Genomic DNA, 16,252 nt, shown 5'->3' with positions numbered 1-16,252 from the left:
ACATATCGACAGGGGGAAAGGAATATGATGCTGCCGCCTTCCTTAAAAAAAGGGGATACAATTGGGGTCATTGCACCCGCAAGTCCGATTAAAACCGACGATTTTGAGAAAGCAATTTGCTTCTTCCAAGATTTAGGCCTTCAAGTGCAGCTCGGAAAACATCTTTATGAAGAGTACGGCTATTTGGCCGGGACCGATGAACAAAGACTGGAAGATTTTCACGACATGATAACAAATCCGGACATAAAAGGAATCATCTTTGCCCGCGGCGGATATGGGACAGCACGAATTGCCCCTGCCATTGACTATTCCCTCATTAAAAAGAACCCGAAAATTATTTGGGGATATAGCGATATTACCTTTTTACATACGGCGATTCGTCAGCGCACCGGGTTAGTTACTTTCCACGGACCGATGGTTGTCTCGGATATCAATAAGGAAGCATTCGACAGCTTGTCCGCGTCCGGCTTTTCCCAATTGTTTCAGCCGACCCGGCTCGTCTATTCAGAAAATATTTCTCCGCTAAAGGTCATCAGTTATGGAACTTCCGGGGAATCGGCGAAGGGCCAGCTCGTCGGCGGCAATTTATCGTTAATCGCGAGCACCCTTGGCACGCCCTTTGAAATTGATACGAAAGGAAAAATTTTATTCATCGAAGACATCGGAGAACAGCCGTACCAGGTGGACCGGACGCTCCAGCAATTAACCCAGGCGGGCAAAATTGCGGAAGCGAGCGGCATCGTCGTTGGTGATTTTGCTGAAAGCGAACCGAAAAGCACGCCGTCATTTACGATGGAAGAAGTGTTCCAGCAGTATTTTGGCAAACTTTCCATTCCCGTCCTGTCCGGGTTTAAAATCGGCCATTGTTTTCCCCATTTTGCGATTCCGTTAGGGACAGAAGCAATTTTATCGGCAAAGGAGAAAACGTTAACGGTGGAGCCGGGAGTCGCACAGCCGTTATCGGCAAGTTAACCATTCATCACCGAAGAGAGGAGTACCAATATGTTTCGGCAAAATTTTGATCTGTTTCCAAATAAAATGTGGGTAACCGCTGTACCTGTTGCAACTGTATGGACGAAACCGGAGTCCGTCCGGGATGTGGACCGGGGAGGGACGACGAACCCGATCGATATCGAAGCGTGGCTGGCCGGGCTCACCCGGGAGGAAAAATTATCCTTTTGCCATGATAACCGTATCCAAACTCAAACATTGTACGGGGAGCCCGTCTTATTATCCGAAGTAAAAGGGGATTTTGCCTACGTCTATATTCCGACTCAGGCGTCCCGGAAAGACAGGCGGGGCTATCCCGGCTGGATTCCCCTCGCCCAATTAAAGCAAGTGGAAAAGAGCGCGTGGATGAAACCGCAGACAGCAGCAGTCATAACGGATTCCGCATGGACGGAAACCGCTTCTGGAAAAAGAGAAAAAAAGCTCAGTTTCCTTACGCTGCTCCCGGTTGAGAAGGTGGAGGAAAAAAGAGTGGAAGTCGTCACTCCAGACGGGAACCGCTTTTTGCCGAAGGAAGCGGTAGAAATTTTCCCGACGGCAGAAGGCATTGCGCCAGGTGACGGGGAGCAAATCGCAAAGGTGATGGAACGCTTCCTCGGTCTCGGATACCTATGGGGTGGAATGAGCGCATTTGGCTATGACTGTTCCGGATTAACCTATGCCGCCCATAAGGCGAATGGATATCAAATTCCACGGGATGCGGGCGACCAGGCCGAGGCAGGGAGAGACATCCCCCTCGACCGATTGGAAAGGGGCGATTTGCTCTTTTTCGCTCCAGATCGAAAACGGGAGAACATCCAGCATGTCGGCATTTATGTCGGCAGCGGGAAAATGCTCCATACGCCGATGCTCGGCGGGGGAGCAGAAATTACACCGCTTCAGGGAACGAAATACGAGAAAGAATTATGCGCAGCAACTCGGTTTTGGTAAAGGAGAAGGCGAAAAATGCGAGAAAAAATTTTACAAGTCGAACAGCTAACGAAACATTTTGATATGGGCAGAGGAAAAATGCTGAAAGCCGTAAATGAAGTGAGCTTTGACGTCCATAAAGGGGAAACTTTCGGACTGGTCGGGGAATCGGGCTGCGGCAAGTCCACCATCGGCCGCACGATTTTAGGACTATACCAAAAAACGAGCGGGAACGTTATTTTTGACGGGATGAATGTGCATGAACTGTCGGAGAAGGAGAGATTTGCCTTCGTCCGCCGAATGCAAATGATTTTCCAGGACCCGTATGCTTCGTTAAATCCGCGCTCCACGGTAAAAGAGATTATTTCGGAGCCGATGGAAATTCATGGCCTGTACAAAGACAGCAAAGAGCGGCTGGAGCGGGTCTATGAATTGCTGGAAGAAGTCGGCTTAAACCGGGATCACGTTAACCGTTATCCCCACGAATTTAGCGGCGGCCAGCGCCAGCGGATTGGAATCGCCCGGGCCTTGGCATTAGACCCGGAATTTATTATTGCCGATGAGCCGATTTCCGCCCTCGATGTGTCCGTCCAGGCCCAGGTCGTAAACCTTTTGAAACGGCTCCAGAAAGAAAAGGATTTAACCTTTTTATTTATCGCCCATGACTTGGCCATGGTCCGGCAATTTTGCGACCGTATCGGGGTCATGTATTTAGGCCATCTCGTTGAACTGACGGACAGTGACTCGCTCTATGAGGATCCGCTTCATCCGTATACGAAGGCGCTCCTTTCCGCTATTCCGATTCCAGACCCGGACGTGGAGGAAAAACGGGAACGGATTATTTTGAAAGGCGAACTGCCAAGTCCGATTAATCCGCCAAGCGGCTGTGTATTCCGTACCCGCTGTCCGATGGCGATGGAAATTTGTTCGAAAGTAAAACCGGCCTGGCAGGAAGCAAAACAAAACCATTACGTCGCCTGCCATTTATATAACAAGGAGCTGACGGAAGCGGATAAGAAAGAAGCCGCACCGGTATCGTAACCCAAGGACATCTCGTCCTTGGGTTTTTTATGAAGGAGGACGGTTTCAAAATTTTTTTGGTCTAAATCTAGCTTTTTCTGTATACATTAATTAATAGGATTACTAGATTTTGACAAACGAAGGGGGAGGACTGTGAAAAAATACGATGCAAACAATAAACGCTGGAAAAAGAGGCAATCCGAATTATTAAAGCAAATCAAGAAAAAACGGGCGAGTCAAGTTTTCGACAAGGCGAAAAAGGTTGTCCCGATTTCGCCGAGACATTTCCGGAATCAGCGCCCGCCATGGATTATTCCTGTTGCATTTCTATCAATGGTTATTCTCATTATTCTAGTAATTCCTACCCTCGTCGTTCTGCCTTTTATTGAGAAAGGGGAAAAATCGCAAATGGTAGAAGGACCGATAGAAACGGAGGCCGAATTTCCGGAGTCCCCATTTACCGTGGAAGTGATGCGCCAGGCGACAGAGAAGGTAGAGGAAATTCCGCTGGAAGAATACGTGGCAGGAGTCGTTGCCTCGGAAATGCCGGCAGATTTTGAACTGGAGGCGTTAAAGGCGCAAGCATTAGCGGCAAGGACATACACCGTCAATCACCTGCTCCACGGCGGCGGGGAAGAAGAATACGATGTAACAGACACGGTTGAGCACCAAGTGTATAAAAGCGAAGAGGAGCTTCTCTTGGAATGGGGCAGCGAATTTACCGAGAAAATGAATAAAATTAAACGGGCGGTGAACGAAACGTCTGGGGAAATTTTAGTATATGAAGAACAGCCGATTACCGCTGCGTTTTTCTCAACAAGCAACGGCTACACCGAAAACTCAGAAGACTATTGGGAAACGGAAGTGCCTTATTTACGGAGCGTCGAAAGCCCTTGGGATAAAGAGTCCCCGGAATTTTTGGACCAGAAAACGATTCCGATTGAAGAAGCCGCCGAATTGCTCGGAATCGAACTGCCGCTTGATACCCCCATTTATATGGAAGAATCACGCACAGAAAGCGGCCGGGTAAAACAAATCGGCATCGAAGGGCATTTTTTCAGCGGCAGGGAATTCCGGGAAAAATTAAACTTGAAGTCGAGCGATTTCACCATCCGGCAAAATAACAACCACCTCGTCATCACGACAGAAGGGTACGGCCACGGAGTGGGAATGAGCCAATACGGCGCCAACTTTATGGCCCAGGAAGGAAAAACGTATCAAGATATTGTCAAACACTTTTATCAAGGCGTGGAAATCAGCACAATTGAAGACAGCGTCCCAACCCTTTTGGCGAAGAAGTAGGGAGAGGGACGCGGATGGTGCGGGCTTTTGGGGCCCGCACCTGATTTTGGACTCGAACTATCATGCAGCAGCATTAATAAGGAAAATCGGCGATTGGAAAATACATCGGCTATTTCAAGAGAAATTGGCGGTGGGAAATATATCGTCTTTTTCAAAAGAGAAATTGGCGATGCGCATTATATCGGCTTTTTCAAAGGAAAAATCAGCTTTTCTATGGGGATATCGGTTTATCTTCAAAGATATTGAGCACTTATAAAAAGAAATCGGCATATCCTCGGATATCGGCGGAAAGGATGTATAAATCGGCGAATCTGTAAATTTATCGGCATATCTCAAAATATCGGTTCCCAAATAAAAATATCGGTTTTTCTTCTCGGAAAACGGAGAAAAACCGAAACGAACCGATTACAAAAGGACAATTATTCTTTTATTTTTTCCACTGCGATTGTATTAATTTGCAGCGGATCGCTTTCCCGTATCACTCCATCGTAGACAACTTTGACGGAATCACCGACTTGAAAAGTTTCCTCGCTATTGACGGAGAGGTCGACCGAAACCCGAGAACCGGAAGCCAAAATCTCTCCTTCCTTCACAAAAACAACCGCCCCAGTACCATGAATTTCCACAATCTCCCCGGTAAAACTTACTCTTACCTCAGTATCCGGTTCAGCGGAATTTCCAGCATTTGTATTATTCGGGCTATCGCTCCCACAGCCGGAAATAAAAAGAACTAAGACCAGAACAAAACCAGCCAATAGACTTTTATTCATTTGGATCACTTCTTTCCTATTTTTTCTACAGTATTTGACGAATAAGGCTGGGAACCGTTACATGGAGTTTATATAAATCCAACAATAATATATTTAAACAAACGTTTGAGTGCAATATGCGGGGTATTATTCTTCAAGGGGAAAGGAGATATGTCCTCGCCTTCGTATTGCCAGTAAAAATCAATCCTCTTTTTAATAACCTTCTCGTAACATGGGGAGATTCGATTTGCAAAAAATCTCTAGCCTCTCTATTTGTTATTTTGCTGCCAACTAATAAACTGTAATCGTCTAAAGCTTCAACATGAGCGTCAGTGGACAAATATTTGCAGCGTTCACAGAACCATTTTTTCTTTCTCCTGACCATTGGATTAAAATGGCATTTTGGACAAAACACTCCTTTAATCAAATCACTAATATGAAAGCCATACTGTTCAAGAATATTTTCCTTCAAGGGAACGTGGGATTGTTTTAATTTTTCTGCTACATTTTGTACCTCTTTCATTCGTTGAGCAGAAACAAACGTTTGATCTATTTCCAGAATTTTATTAAACAGATCATGATTATAAATGATTTTATTGGAAATTTTAACGTCGGGAGAGGAAGTTTTCAAAATGGTGGATGAAGAAATAAGTACGACAAAATACTCTATTGGAGGAAGAGGGGTAATTCCAGATCGATAGAGCCACCTTTGCAGACGGTACTGCTGGGTTTTTGCCTGAGAGATTGGATTAGGGAAACCTTCTTCCTGGTTTTGGTATTCCCGGATAACTTGACCGTTTTCTCCAAAAATAATTTTCCCCTGCCAATTCTTTACCTCAAGAATTAAGATAAACTTCTCGTTTAAAAGCAACGTATCCATTTGAAAATATCCGTTTTGATCGGCTAATCGCAAGTTGTGCAAAATATAATACTTATTTTCATCTAATAAGGATAAGGGATAATGGATTTCCTGTTCTCCTTCCATGCCTGCTTTTTTTCTGCTTAAAGTCCGGCGAATATAATCAATGTTTGGGTGGTAATCTGGCAATCTCCGTTCTAACGCCTCTAATTTGCGAATTTCTATCGCATAATCAGATGACTTAACAATCAATAGAAACCCTCCCTAGTTTTTTAAGTATACATTCTACAACATTCTACAAAAATCCTCTTTTTCTTATTAAAAACAATAGAATAGCAAGATTCGTTTTAGTCAATAGTAGATCTAGCTGCTTTTGGAGGGGCGATAAGTACATTTATTTTAACGGAGGAGCGAAAGAATCAGCGCTGCGCATCGATTCTAACGCTTTGGATAGGGAATTCAGCGGCGAGCGAAAAAAATCATCGTAAGTCCCGTTTATTCTAACGGAAAAAATAAGATTTCAGCGCTACGGCCTGATTCTAACGTTTATGCCGGGGAATTCGGCGGAAATCGTAGGGATTCAGCGAAACTCTTGATTATTCTAACGGAAAAAACAATATTTCAGCGCTACGGCCTGATTCTAACGTTTGTGCCGGAGAATTCAGCGGATATCTAAAAGATTCAGCGCTTCAGCCAAATATTCTAATGAAAAAAACAAAAATTCAGCGCTGCGCATCGATTCTAACGCTTTGGATTGGGAATTCAGCGGAAATCGTAGAGATTCAGCGAAACTCCTGATTTTTCTAACGGAAAAAAAAATATTTCAGCGCTACGACCTGATTTTAACGTTTTTGCCGGAGAATTCAGCGGATATCTAAAAAATTCAGCGCTTCAGCCAATTATTCTAATGAAAAAAACAAAAATTCAGCGCTGCGCATCGATTCTATCGTTTATGTCGGAGAATTCAGCGGAAATCGTAGGGATTCAGCGAAACTCTCGATTATTCTAACGGAAAAAACAATATTTCAGCGCTACGACTTGATTCTAACGTTTTTCCCGGGGAATTCAGCGGAAATCGTAGGGATTCAGCGAAACTCTTGATTATTCTAACGGAAAAAACAATATTTCAGCGCTACGGCCTGATTCTAACGTTTTTGCCGGAGAATTCAGCGAAACTCTCGGTTTTTCTAACGCAAAAATCAAAATTTCAGCGCGATTAGCTAATTCAACCGTGAGCCCCGTGTGTTTATCGTAAAAATTGTGCTAATTTCCCTGTTCCCAACCCCTTACTTTTCCTCAAAACTCCAAAAAAATACATAATTTTGGCGATTTTTTTGTTTTGCGTGTATATATTTTCTTTTTTCTGACAACAATGGTTGCTGAGGTGATGAATTCATGAATGAAGAAAAGAGAGGTTCCCAAAAGAGATGGAGCCGAATTTTCCGGAAAAAATGGTTTTTTCCAGCTCTATATCTGAGTCTTGCTGCATTGCTCATTGCAGGCGTCATTTGGTATCAAAATTTAAATAATGAAGTGCCAGATGCTCAAGATGCGGTGACAGAAGAAGAGTCTGAAGATTATGCGCCGACTCCAGCTGAAGATGATGCAGTGCCAGTAGTGGATCAGCAAGAAGTTATTCAAATGCCTGTTGCGAACAGCGAAGAAGCGGAAATAGTAACGAAGTTCTATGACTACAATGCTTCTCAAGAAGATCAGGAAAATGCTTTAGTATTTCATAATAACAGATATTACCAAAGCACAGGAATTGATATTTCTTCATCCTCTGGCGATGCATTCGATGTTGTCGCTGCAATTAGCGGTACGGTAATGGAAGTGAAGGAAGATCCGTTGTTAGGAAATGTTGTTATCCTGGACCATGGCGAAAATATTACTACCTATTATGCAAGTCTTGGTGAAGTTACAGTTAACGCTGGAGATGAAGTGAAGCAAGGTGAAAAGCTTGGTACGGCAGGAAAAAACCGCTTTGGCCAAGAAAATGGAAACCACGTTCACTTTGAAATCCGCAAAGATGGTGTTTCCTTGAATCCGGAAAGCTTCCTCAATCAGCCGGTGAGCAGTTTGGCAGAAGTACAATCGGAAAAAGCATCTGAAGAGCCGAAAGAAGACGAATCTGAGGACAGTACCGAAGATGACGCAGAAGCCGATGAAGCAAATACGGAAGACGATGATAATGCAGAAGACGAAGAATAAATCGACAATACTCTAGCAGAAATGCTAGAGTATTTTTTTGGAACTACCTAGGATTCTATCGCAAAATATGTCTTTTCCTGGGAAATAATCTCGATTTCCTTCGAGATTTGTCGAACGATTCATGTTCCGCAGCGGGAAAATTTTTGGTAATATGTTACTGGAGTCATTCATGTGAAACTATTAATTTATTTTCACGAATATTCAGTCTAGAAAGGAGTCAGCTGTTTTGCCGACGAGATATTTAAATGTCAACTCCCGCGATGTCACTCTGTCCTATTTATATGAAGTGCTGCGGACGAAGATAGAAGAATGTACAGCAATTAAACTGCTAAGCAATTACTGCAATCGGTGTATTTCCAAGGATATTCAAAAGAAGGGTATGGAATTTTTATACATGCACGGATTTCAGAAGGAACAGGAGTTACTGATCGAGAAAAATCTGCAAGCGGAAGATCCGGAAGTTCGCCATTGGGCAGAGGCCTATCGTCTCTCCAATCTTTTAAGAGAGGAGAAACTCCCCCCCAAGGACGTGCTGGAACAATTAAATAAACTGACACCGGCGGATCGGGAACTGTACTGTTTTGTGGAAATGCTCAAAATTCAAGTGAACATGAAATTGTTTAACTACGAACCAGCGGTGAACTTTCTCAATATTGCCGAAGAGTTGTTTGCCGGCATCGATGATCACCTGTTGCAGCAGTTTTACCAGATCCGTTATCGCCAAATTCTTCTTACGTATTATCTTGCTCGAAACGAAATCATTATTGCGAGGAAAACAGCCTATGAAATCATCAATGAAACAAAGAATCCGTACATTCTCGTCGATACCCACAAAAAACTGGGATTATCCTACACCTTCGATTCCTACTATTTAGGGATGTACCATCTGAAAAAGGCACTTCAGATTGCAAAGGAAAATGACATTGCCAACGAAGTGTATAAAATTGAAAATCATACGATACCCTTCCTTGCCGCCCATTTTGGCAAAACGGAAAATATAAAAACAAAGGATTTGGAGGAACAAGCCCATTTGGAAATCGCCCGGGGAAATAAGGACAAGGCCATTCAAATATTACAGTCCCTCCGGTCAAAGTCGCCATTTCAATTGTATTATTTGGGCAAAGCTAAAAAAGACAGAGCTATTTTGATGACAGCGTATAAACAATTTATCCACAACTACAGCGATTATTTTTTCGGCAGGCTGCCGCTAAATGAACTGAAAAAGCTGGCAGATTTTTAAAGAAAACGGTATAAATGCGATGACTAGGACATTTCTTCTTGCAGAAAGTCCTTTTTTTATTCATAAAAACGCCTCCCGGTTAATAAAATGGAAACAAAACCGTCATTCAATAATATCTGAGGTGAGATTACATGTGGCTGTAATATTAAGGACGGTAACTGACATGACGATACATATTTCTTTATACGTGAAAATTACAGAAGATTCCAATAAATGTTGAGAAAGTATAGATTTTTATTCCCACTACCGCTGTAGCGTTAACGAAAGCTCCAAGGATTTTCTCCCAAGCAAGCCGCATCATCAACACCTTGTCTCATTCTGCACCTCAGAATGAACCAACATAGGGAGGCGAATGGTGTGCATGATTACATCAAAGAAAGAACGCTTAAAATAGGCAAATACGTGGTGGAAACGAGAAAGACAGTCCGAACCATCGCAAAAGAATTTGGTGTTTCCAAAAGTACGGTTCACAAAGATTTAACGGAGCGCTTGCCCGAATTAAATCCGGAATTGGCTGCCCAGGTGAAGGAAATTTTGGAATATCATAAGGCGATTCGTCATCTTCGTGGAGGTGAGGCCACCAGGAAAAAATATAAGTTAGATGGTCAAAAGAAGGATGCTGCAAAACCGGTAGGATAATATCGATAAGAAAAGGAGGCATAACGAAAGCCAGCCATTGTAAGGCTGGCTATTTCCGTTCGGGGAAGATTTTCCTATACGAAGCAAAAAACTTGTAAGAAATTGCAGTTAATTGTAGAAGTTTGTGGTAAAATAGTATACTAGTAGCATTGTGTTTTCGGACAGATGCAAGAAGATAAAGCTTAGGAGGAACAGATTCATGTTTTCTAGGGATATAGGAATCGACCTTGGAACAGCAAATGTACTAATTCATGTCAAAGGAAAAGGGATCGTACTGAACGAACCATCCGTCGTCGCAATGGATCGCAACACCGGGAAAGTGCTGGAAGTCGGTGAAGAGGCGCGGCGCATGGTTGGCCGGACGCCTGGGAATATTGAAGCTATTCGCCCGCTGAGAGATGGCGTCATTGCCGATTTTGATGTAACGGAAGCCATGCTGAAACATTTTATCAATAAAATTAATGTGAAAGGCTTCTTTTCCAAGCCGCGGATGCTTATTTGCTGCCCGACGAACATAACAAAGGTAGAGCAAAAGGCGATTAAAGAAGCAGCGGAAAAATCCGGCGGAAAAAAGGTTTATTTGGAAGAAGAGCCGAAAGTTGCAGCTGTTGGCGCCGGAATGGAAATTTACCAGCCGAGCGGAAATATGGTCGTTGATATCGGCGGAGGAACGACGGACGTTGCCGTACTTTCCATGGGCGGAATTGTCACCTCTGAATCGATTAAAATGGCTGGAGACAAATTTGACGTGGAAATTTTGCAATACATAAAGAAAAAATATAAATTGCTAATCGGGGAACGGACAGCCGAAGATATTAAAATCGAAGTGGCCACCGTGTTCAAAGATTCCCGTAAGGAAGAAATGGATATTCGCGGCCGGGATATGGTATCCGGCTTGCCGCGGACGATTACCGTTCGTTCCGATGAAATTGAAGAAGCATTACGGGAGCCGGTCTCAATGATTGTCCAAGCAGCTAAAAGCGTATTGGAGAGAACTCCACCTGAATTGTCTGCGGACATTATTGACCGGGGGATTATTCTTACCGGCGGCGGTGCGCTCATTCACGGCATGGACCAGCTGCTCGCTGAGGAACTGAAAGTGCCGGTATTTATTGCCGAAGAGCCAATGAGCTGTGTTGCCAAAGGAACAGGCATTATGCTGGAAAATATTGATAAAGTCGACCGGAAAAAAATCGGCTAAAGTGCATGGCAACTTATTTTTTCCGTTAAAACGGCTCACGTAAAACGGCGTTGTTCGTAAAAGTGCGGATTAGTTCTAAAGTGCACGGGACAGACAGTCTGTCTTGGAAGGAGGTCTTGTCTTAATGTTACGAGGATTTTACACTGCAGCTAGCGGAATGCTAACCCAGCAACGGGCTCAAGAGACGCTCGCAAACAATATCGCGAATATGAATACTCCCGGGTACAAAGCGGATCAGACGGCCATTCGCTCTTTCCCGGAGATGCTTATCCAGGAGATGCGTACGAACAAGATTCCGACGACTAGGGGATTGAAGCTCCCGGTGCAGGAGCCAATCGGATCGATTCATACCGGGGTGTATGTGCAGGAGACGATTCCGAATTTTTCCCAGGGCGACATTCGGGAGACCGGGCTGATGACGGATATTGCCCTCGTCCAGGGGAATATGCCTGATGAAACAGGAGCACTGTTTTTCGGCGTGCAAAATGAGGCGGGAGAAGAGCGCTTGACGAGAAACGGGAACTTCACCGTCGATGGCCAAGGGTACCTGGTCACGAACCAGGGCTATTACGTCTTGGATGCAGCAGGAAACCCGATTCAAACGAACGGAATGGATTTTACCGTAACTCCGGAGGGAATTGTCCAGACGTCAGATGGCCAAGCGGTTCCTCTCCGCATACGTTATGTGGCTGATGCCAATGGGTTGACGAAAGAAGGAAATGACCTCTATAACGGGGACGGGGTACCTGTTCCTGCCGGGGCAACGTATAATATACGGCAAGGATATTTGGAAAGGTCTAACGTAGATGCTCTCCAGACGATGACCGATATGATGACGGCCTACCGGATGTTTGAGACAAACCAGCGGGTCCTCCGGGCATATGACGAAAGCCTCGGAAAAGCAGTTAATGAAATCGGAAAGCTTTGATAATGGCAGCGGCAAACAGGGAGGCGCCACTATAGACGGGCACTCCCGAACAGGCGATAAGGAAGTTTAGGAGGAATTCATATGTCACGTAGTATGATTCAAGCGGCAGTGACAATGGGACAGTTGCAGCAAAAATTAGATACAATTGGCCATAACTTGGCGAACAGCCAAACGACCGGCTATAAATCCCGTCAGGCGGAATTTTCCTCGCTGTTGTTCCAGCAAATCGAGAACTTGAATCATCCGGCAAACGGAACGGGCCGTCTTACTCCCGACGGAATCCGCATCGGTTCCGGAGCAAGGCTGGGAGCCATTAACAGCAACATGAACGCCGGAAATATTGTAACGACAGACCGGATGCTCGATACCGCACTTTTGCGGGAAAATTACTTTTATCAAATTCAAGTGACGGAAAATAACGTGACGGAAATCCGCTATACCCGGGATGGAGCCTTTTATCTCAGTCCGATTAATGACAACGGAGATTTGATGCTTGTGACAAAGGACGGCCATCCGGTACTCGGTGCCAACGGTCCGATTGTGATTGAGCCGGGCTTCGATTCCATCCAAATTCAAAATAACGGCCAAATCATCGTATCCAGAAATGGCCAAACAGAAACGGCCGGCTCTTTAGCGGTCGTGGAAGTTACTAGGCCACGGATTTTGGAAGCAGCGGGAAACAACATGTTCCGCCTGCCGGATTTAGCAGCTTTAGGCTATGCTTTTGGGGAAATAGTTCAGGCACCGGCAAACATCGATGGGATGCTGAAAAGCGGAGCATTGGAACAATCGAACGTGGATATTGCCGAACAAATGTCGGAGCTCATTTTAACCCAGCGGTCCTATCAGTTTAATGCCCGGACGATTTCGACAAGCGACCAGATGATGGGGCTCATAAATCAATTGCGGACGTAAACGCTGTTTAAGCAGCAGTTACAAGTTTTTATGATATTTTGGAAATAATAATATTACTTTCTTAGCGCAGCGTGAAGTTTTTGCATTTGGGATTTTGTCAGGAAAAAAGGGGTTACAAATATGACAGTGAAGCAATCGGATCAAGCCATGGAGCAAAAAAGAGGGGAAACAGAAGTCGAAGAGAAAACTGCAGTTGCTGTTGGACAAGAACAGGAACAAGAGGAGAAATCTTCCCGAAAAGCGCAGCGGAAAAAGCAGCAAAAGGAAAAAAGCCTTTGGAGAACGTTGCCGCGCAGACGAATTTTCCCCATCTGGCTGCGAATTGTTGTCGTCTTAATTTTTAGTGCAGCAGCGTTAGTAGCCGGATTAATGGTCGGCTATGGCGTAATCGGCGATGGCAATCCGATCGATGCATTGCGAATCGAAACCTGGCAGCACATTATTGACATTGTAACGAAATAGCGGAAGTGCCTGCGCACTTTTTGCCAAGTGCCTGTCATCTTTCGTGCTTTAGGCGAGGTTTATCGCGAAGGAGGGTTGAATATGGATTTGGAGCAAATTAAGGAAGTGATTCCTCACCGATATCCGTTCCTTTTAGTGGATAAAGTGCTGGAAATGGAAGAAGGGAAACGCATCGTTGCCCTGAAAAATGTCACGGCGAACGAACCGTTTTTCCAAGGACATTTTCCATCCTATGCAGTCATGCCCGGCGTGTTAATGATTGAAGCGATGGCGCAGGCGGGAGCGATTGCCGTATTAAACAAGGAAGAAAACAAAGGAAAGCTCGGATTTCTTGCCGGCGTCGACAAATGCCGTTTTAAACGCCAAGTAAGACCGGGAGACCAGCTGAAACTGGAAGTGGAAATCGTCCGCGTAAAAGGACCAATCGGCAAAGGAAAAGGAACCGTCACCGTAGACGGGGAATTAGCCTGTGAAGCCGAAATCACCTTTGCCATAAAATAAGTACATATTGCACTTTAAAAATAGGTCTGGAGAGGGCCTATTTTTTATATTTCGGCTTTTTATCTTATCGTAACGCTGAATTATTTATTTTTTCGATAGAATAAATTTGTGCATCGCTGAATTTTTACGATATCCGCTGAATTCCCAATCCAAAGCGTTAGAATCGAAGCGCAGCGCTGAATTTTTGCTTTTTTCATTAGAATAATTGGATGGTGCGCTGAATCTTACCAATTTCCGCTGAATTCTCGGACAAAAGCATTAGAATCTGGGTACACCGCTGAAATATAATTTTTTCCGTTAGAAAAATCGGGAGTTTCGCTGAAAAAAATCGAATTTCGCTGAATTCCCGATCCAAACCGTTAGAATCGATGCGCAGCGCTGAATTTTTGCTTTTTTCATTAGAAAAATTGGCTGAAGCGCTGAATCTTTACGATTACCGCTGAATCCTCGGGCAAAAGCGTTAGAATCTGGGTGCACCGCTGAAATATAATTTTTTCCGTTAGAAAAATCGGGAGTTTCGCTGAAAAAAATCGAATTTCGCTGAATTCCCGATCCAAACCGTTAGAATCGAAGCGCAGCGCTGAATTTTTGCTTTTTTCATTAGAAAAATTGGCTGAAGCGCTGAATCTTTACGATTACCGCTGAATCCTCGGGCAAAAGCGTTAGAATCTGGGTGCACCGCTGAAATATAATTTTTTCCGTTAGAAAAACCGGGAGTTTCGCTGAAAAAAATCGAATTTCGCTGAATTCCCGTTCCAAAGCGTTAGAATCAAAACACACCGCTGAAAACCTAATTTTTCTGCTGGAATAAATAAGCTTATCGCTGAAAAACAGCCGATAACCGCTGATTTCCCAAAAGAACCGTAACAATTAAATTGTAAAATCGTTTCCTCTAACAAAGCTCATTGGATAAATGGCTCATCTGCAAATTTCACACAAAGTCAAAAAAAGGAAAGATGGGAGTATGACATTTTATAAAATGGGTTAACCTAAAAACAGTAACATACATCAAAGGAGGAAACTTTTCAATGAAAAAATTGTTACTAAAATTAGGTATCCCAATGTTTGCATTTGCTCTTATAACTGCATGCGGTACCGATGATGAGCCGGATCCAGTCGAGGAGGATGAAGCGCCGCTTAACCAGGAAGATGATAATAACGAGGAAAACCCTATGGAAGATGACGGCGGCGATATGCTCGATGATGACGGAGATATCAATGACCAAAACGGCGATAACGGAGGAAACGGTCTCAATGACGGAGACACCAACGGCAACACCGATGAAAACGGCAATATGGATGATGACTTAATCGATGACGATGTCCCGCCGGGGGATGACGATAGAAATAACGAATAAATTATTCAAAAAAATCAAGTGGAGTTACCAAGGGGCGATACAGAGCCCAATCCACTTGATTTTTTATTTAAAAAATGTTTAAAACAGTCATGTTAATCGCAATATTCTTGATTTCATTTCTTAAAAAGGCTAGTATAATGGTAAAAATGCTATTTCTTGTCTACAGAAAATATCATTTTTGTAGGTGGGGATAGGAATGCATACCGTTTATCGGATTACGAAGAAAACGAAACTGCTGACGCATGCCGATTCTAATTATTACCGTTCCTACATTGTCGAAGAAGAAGGCGAGCATTACTCCGTTCACCGGCCGGAAGAAATTATCGGCAGAAATTGCCTCAGTTACAAAGCCTCCCTGGAAGGGCGGTTAGACGTAGTTAAAGGAATTTTAAAGTCTTCAACAAAACTGCCCGTCCCAATCTTTCCCGAATATGGCATTTTCCTAATGCCGACTGCTTCCATAAGAAACCCCAGCTGCGTCTGGATTGCCTATCATCAAGTCCATCATTATGAAACATATAAAAAAGGAACATACATCCATTTTTACGATGGGACAGGCTATTTTGTCAATATTACTGAAGCAGCTTTTGACAAACAATATAAAAGAACGAGTCAAGTAATTGTCCATTTAAATCGGGAGAAATTATTTGGATACGCAGAAAGTTGGTAAAAAGATGAAACATTCACTTACTTGCTTCGTACTAAGTGGAGGGGATGCCCTCCTTTTTATTTTGCCGTTTTTTAAAGTGGAAAGGGGACATTATCCGTGCGATAATAAAATACGTGTATCAAATTTTGGATAGTTCAAATTAGGCTGCTCAAAATATGCCATAACTGTACAAATAAATGGTGTACATAAATGCACAAAATATTGCCAAAGGATAGCACGGTCACCGCCTTATGGAAGGCATGCATCAGGCCAAAAAGCTTAATGTCGGAAAGGAGAAAAA

General features: G+C 43.8%; 17 protein-coding genes. 15 read left to right on the top strand and 2 right to left on the bottom strand.

Features of this window, described 5'->3' with window-relative positions:
* Window positions 1-24: 24 nt before the first annotated feature.
* The 5 genes from IEV18_RS03255 to IEV18_RS03235 all read left to right on the top strand — a co-directional run bounded on the left by IEV18_RS03255 (window position 25) and on the right by IEV18_RS03235 (window position 4,485).
* Window positions 25-972 (top strand): S66 peptidase family protein, encoded by a 948-nt coding sequence (locus IEV18_RS03255; RefSeq protein WP_188390945.1) that lies wholly within the window; start codon window positions 25-27, stop codon window positions 970-972.
* Between the two features lie 30 nt (window positions 973-1,002).
* On the top strand, window positions 1,003-1,938 hold the full coding sequence (locus tag IEV18_RS03250) for a C40 family peptidase (protein WP_188390944.1): 936 nt from the start codon (window positions 1,003-1,005) through the stop codon (window positions 1,936-1,938).
* Between the two features lie 15 nt (window positions 1,939-1,953).
* A complete protein-coding gene (locus IEV18_RS03245) occupies window positions 1,954-2,958 on the top strand; it encodes an ABC transporter ATP-binding protein (protein ID WP_188390943.1) in 1,005 nt (334 codons plus the stop codon).
* Window positions 2,959-3,090: 132 nt separating this feature from the next.
* Window positions 3,091-4,239: a stage II sporulation protein D gene (spoIID, locus tag IEV18_RS03240; protein WP_229733531.1), complete on the top strand. Its 1,149-nt coding sequence runs from the start codon at window positions 3,091-3,093 to the stop codon at window positions 4,237-4,239.
* Between the two features lie 93 nt (window positions 4,240-4,332).
* A complete protein-coding gene (locus tag IEV18_RS03235; RefSeq protein WP_188390942.1) occupies window positions 4,333-4,485 on the top strand; it encodes a hypothetical protein in 153 nt (50 codons plus the stop codon).
* A 173-nt stretch (window positions 4,486-4,658) separates the two neighbouring features.
* On the opposite strand, the gene IEV18_RS03230 is transcribed toward IEV18_RS03235, so the two are convergent.
* Window positions 4,659-5,009 (bottom strand): hypothetical protein, encoded by a 351-nt coding sequence (locus tag IEV18_RS03230; RefSeq protein ID WP_188390941.1) that lies wholly within the window; start codon window positions 5,007-5,009, stop codon window positions 4,659-4,661.
* Between the two features lie 133 nt (window positions 5,010-5,142).
* Complete coding sequence (locus tag IEV18_RS03225) at window positions 5,143-6,099, bottom strand: nuclease-related domain-containing protein (RefSeq protein ID WP_188390940.1); 957 nt, start codon at window positions 6,097-6,099, stop codon at window positions 5,143-5,145.
* Window positions 6,100-7,242: 1,143 nt separating this feature from the next.
* Between IEV18_RS03225 and spoIIQ the strand changes: the two genes are divergently transcribed.
* The 10 genes from spoIIQ to IEV18_RS03175 all read left to right on the top strand — a co-directional run bounded on the left by spoIIQ (window position 7,243) and on the right by IEV18_RS03175 (window position 15,972).
* Window positions 7,243-8,058 (top strand): stage II sporulation protein SpoIIQ, encoded by an 816-nt coding sequence (gene spoIIQ, locus IEV18_RS03220; RefSeq protein WP_188390939.1) that lies wholly within the window; start codon window positions 7,243-7,245, stop codon window positions 8,056-8,058.
* Between the two features lie 226 nt (window positions 8,059-8,284).
* Entirely contained in the window at window positions 8,285-9,298 is a 1,014-nt protein-coding gene (locus IEV18_RS03215) for an AimR family lysis-lysogeny pheromone receptor (protein WP_188390938.1), read from the top strand.
* A gap of 357 nt (window positions 9,299-9,655) precedes the next feature.
* Entirely contained in the window at window positions 9,656-9,937 is a 282-nt protein-coding gene (gene spoIIID / locus IEV18_RS03210) for a sporulation transcriptional regulator SpoIIID (RefSeq protein WP_268235408.1), read from the top strand.
* Window positions 9,938-10,136: 199 nt separating this feature from the next.
* Complete coding sequence (locus tag IEV18_RS03205) at window positions 10,137-11,138, top strand: rod shape-determining protein (protein WP_188390936.1); 1,002 nt, start codon at window positions 10,137-10,139, stop codon at window positions 11,136-11,138.
* A gap of 124 nt (window positions 11,139-11,262) precedes the next feature.
* Window positions 11,263-12,066, top strand: coding sequence for a flagellar hook-basal body protein (locus tag IEV18_RS03200; RefSeq protein ID WP_188390935.1), 804 nt, complete (start codon window positions 11,263-11,265; stop codon window positions 12,064-12,066).
* Between the two features lie 81 nt (window positions 12,067-12,147).
* Window positions 12,148-12,981 (top strand): flagellar hook-basal body protein, encoded by an 834-nt coding sequence (locus IEV18_RS03195; RefSeq protein WP_188390934.1) that lies wholly within the window; start codon window positions 12,148-12,150, stop codon window positions 12,979-12,981.
* 120 nt (window positions 12,982-13,101) lie between these two features.
* Window positions 13,102-13,443: a DNA-directed RNA polymerase subunit beta gene (locus IEV18_RS03190; RefSeq protein WP_188390933.1), complete on the top strand. Its 342-nt coding sequence runs from the start codon at window positions 13,102-13,104 to the stop codon at window positions 13,441-13,443.
* Window positions 13,444-13,524: 81 nt separating this feature from the next.
* A complete protein-coding gene (gene fabZ / locus IEV18_RS03185; RefSeq protein WP_188390932.1) occupies window positions 13,525-13,944 on the top strand; it encodes a 3-hydroxyacyl-ACP dehydratase FabZ in 420 nt (139 codons plus the stop codon).
* A 1,028-nt stretch (window positions 13,945-14,972) separates the two neighbouring features.
* Entirely contained in the window at window positions 14,973-15,302 is a 330-nt protein-coding gene (locus IEV18_RS03180; RefSeq protein ID WP_188390931.1) for a hypothetical protein, read from the top strand.
* A gap of 196 nt (window positions 15,303-15,498) precedes the next feature.
* Window positions 15,499-15,972: a competence protein ComK gene (locus IEV18_RS03175; protein ID WP_188390930.1), complete on the top strand. Its 474-nt coding sequence runs from the start codon at window positions 15,499-15,501 to the stop codon at window positions 15,970-15,972.
* Window positions 15,973-16,252 lie beyond the last annotated feature (280 nt).

Origin of the sequence: Compostibacillus humi, assembly GCF_014637175.1 — a bacterium.
Lineage (GTDB): Bacteria > Bacillota > Bacilli > Bacillales > Amphibacillaceae > Oceanobacillus > Oceanobacillus humi.
Note: the sequence above shows the minus strand (reverse complement) of the source record. Positions and strands in the feature narration are given on the sequence as shown.

Excerpts from the sequence above, each read along its gene's own strand:
- IEV18_RS03200 (WP_188390935.1), top strand. The coding sequence starts at position 11,263 with ATGTTACGAGGATTTTACACTGCAGCTAGCGGAATGCTAACCCAGCAA.
- IEV18_RS03195 (WP_188390934.1), top strand. The coding sequence starts at position 12,148 with ATGTCACGTAGTATGATTCAAGCGGCAGTGACAATGGGACAGTTGCAG.
- IEV18_RS03205 (WP_188390936.1), top strand. The coding sequence starts at position 10,137 with ATGTTTTCTAGGGATATAGGAATCGACCTTGGAACAGCAAATGTACTA.
- IEV18_RS03250 (WP_188390944.1), top strand. The coding sequence starts at position 1,003 with ATGTTTCGGCAAAATTTTGATCTGTTTCCAAATAAAATGTGGGTAACC.
- IEV18_RS03180 (WP_188390931.1), top strand. The coding sequence starts at position 14,973 with ATGAAAAAATTGTTACTAAAATTAGGTATCCCAATGTTTGCATTTGCT.
- IEV18_RS03255 (WP_188390945.1), top strand. The coding sequence starts at position 25 with ATGATGCTGCCGCCTTCCTTAAAAAAAGGGGATACAATTGGGGTCATT.
- IEV18_RS03190 (WP_188390933.1), top strand. The coding sequence starts at position 13,102 with ATGACAGTGAAGCAATCGGATCAAGCCATGGAGCAAAAAAGAGGGGAA.
- IEV18_RS03175 (WP_188390930.1), top strand. The coding sequence starts at position 15,499 with ATGCATACCGTTTATCGGATTACGAAGAAAACGAAACTGCTGACGCAT.
- IEV18_RS03245 (WP_188390943.1), top strand. The coding sequence starts at position 1,954 with ATGCGAGAAAAAATTTTACAAGTCGAACAGCTAACGAAACATTTTGAT.
- fabZ (WP_188390932.1), top strand. The coding sequence starts at position 13,525 with ATGGATTTGGAGCAAATTAAGGAAGTGATTCCTCACCGATATCCGTTC.
- IEV18_RS03230 (WP_188390941.1), bottom strand. The coding sequence starts at position 5,009 with ATGAATAAAAGTCTATTGGCTGGTTTTGTTCTGGTCTTAGTTCTTTTT.
- spoIIQ (WP_188390939.1), top strand. The coding sequence starts at position 7,243 with ATGAATGAAGAAAAGAGAGGTTCCCAAAAGAGATGGAGCCGAATTTTC.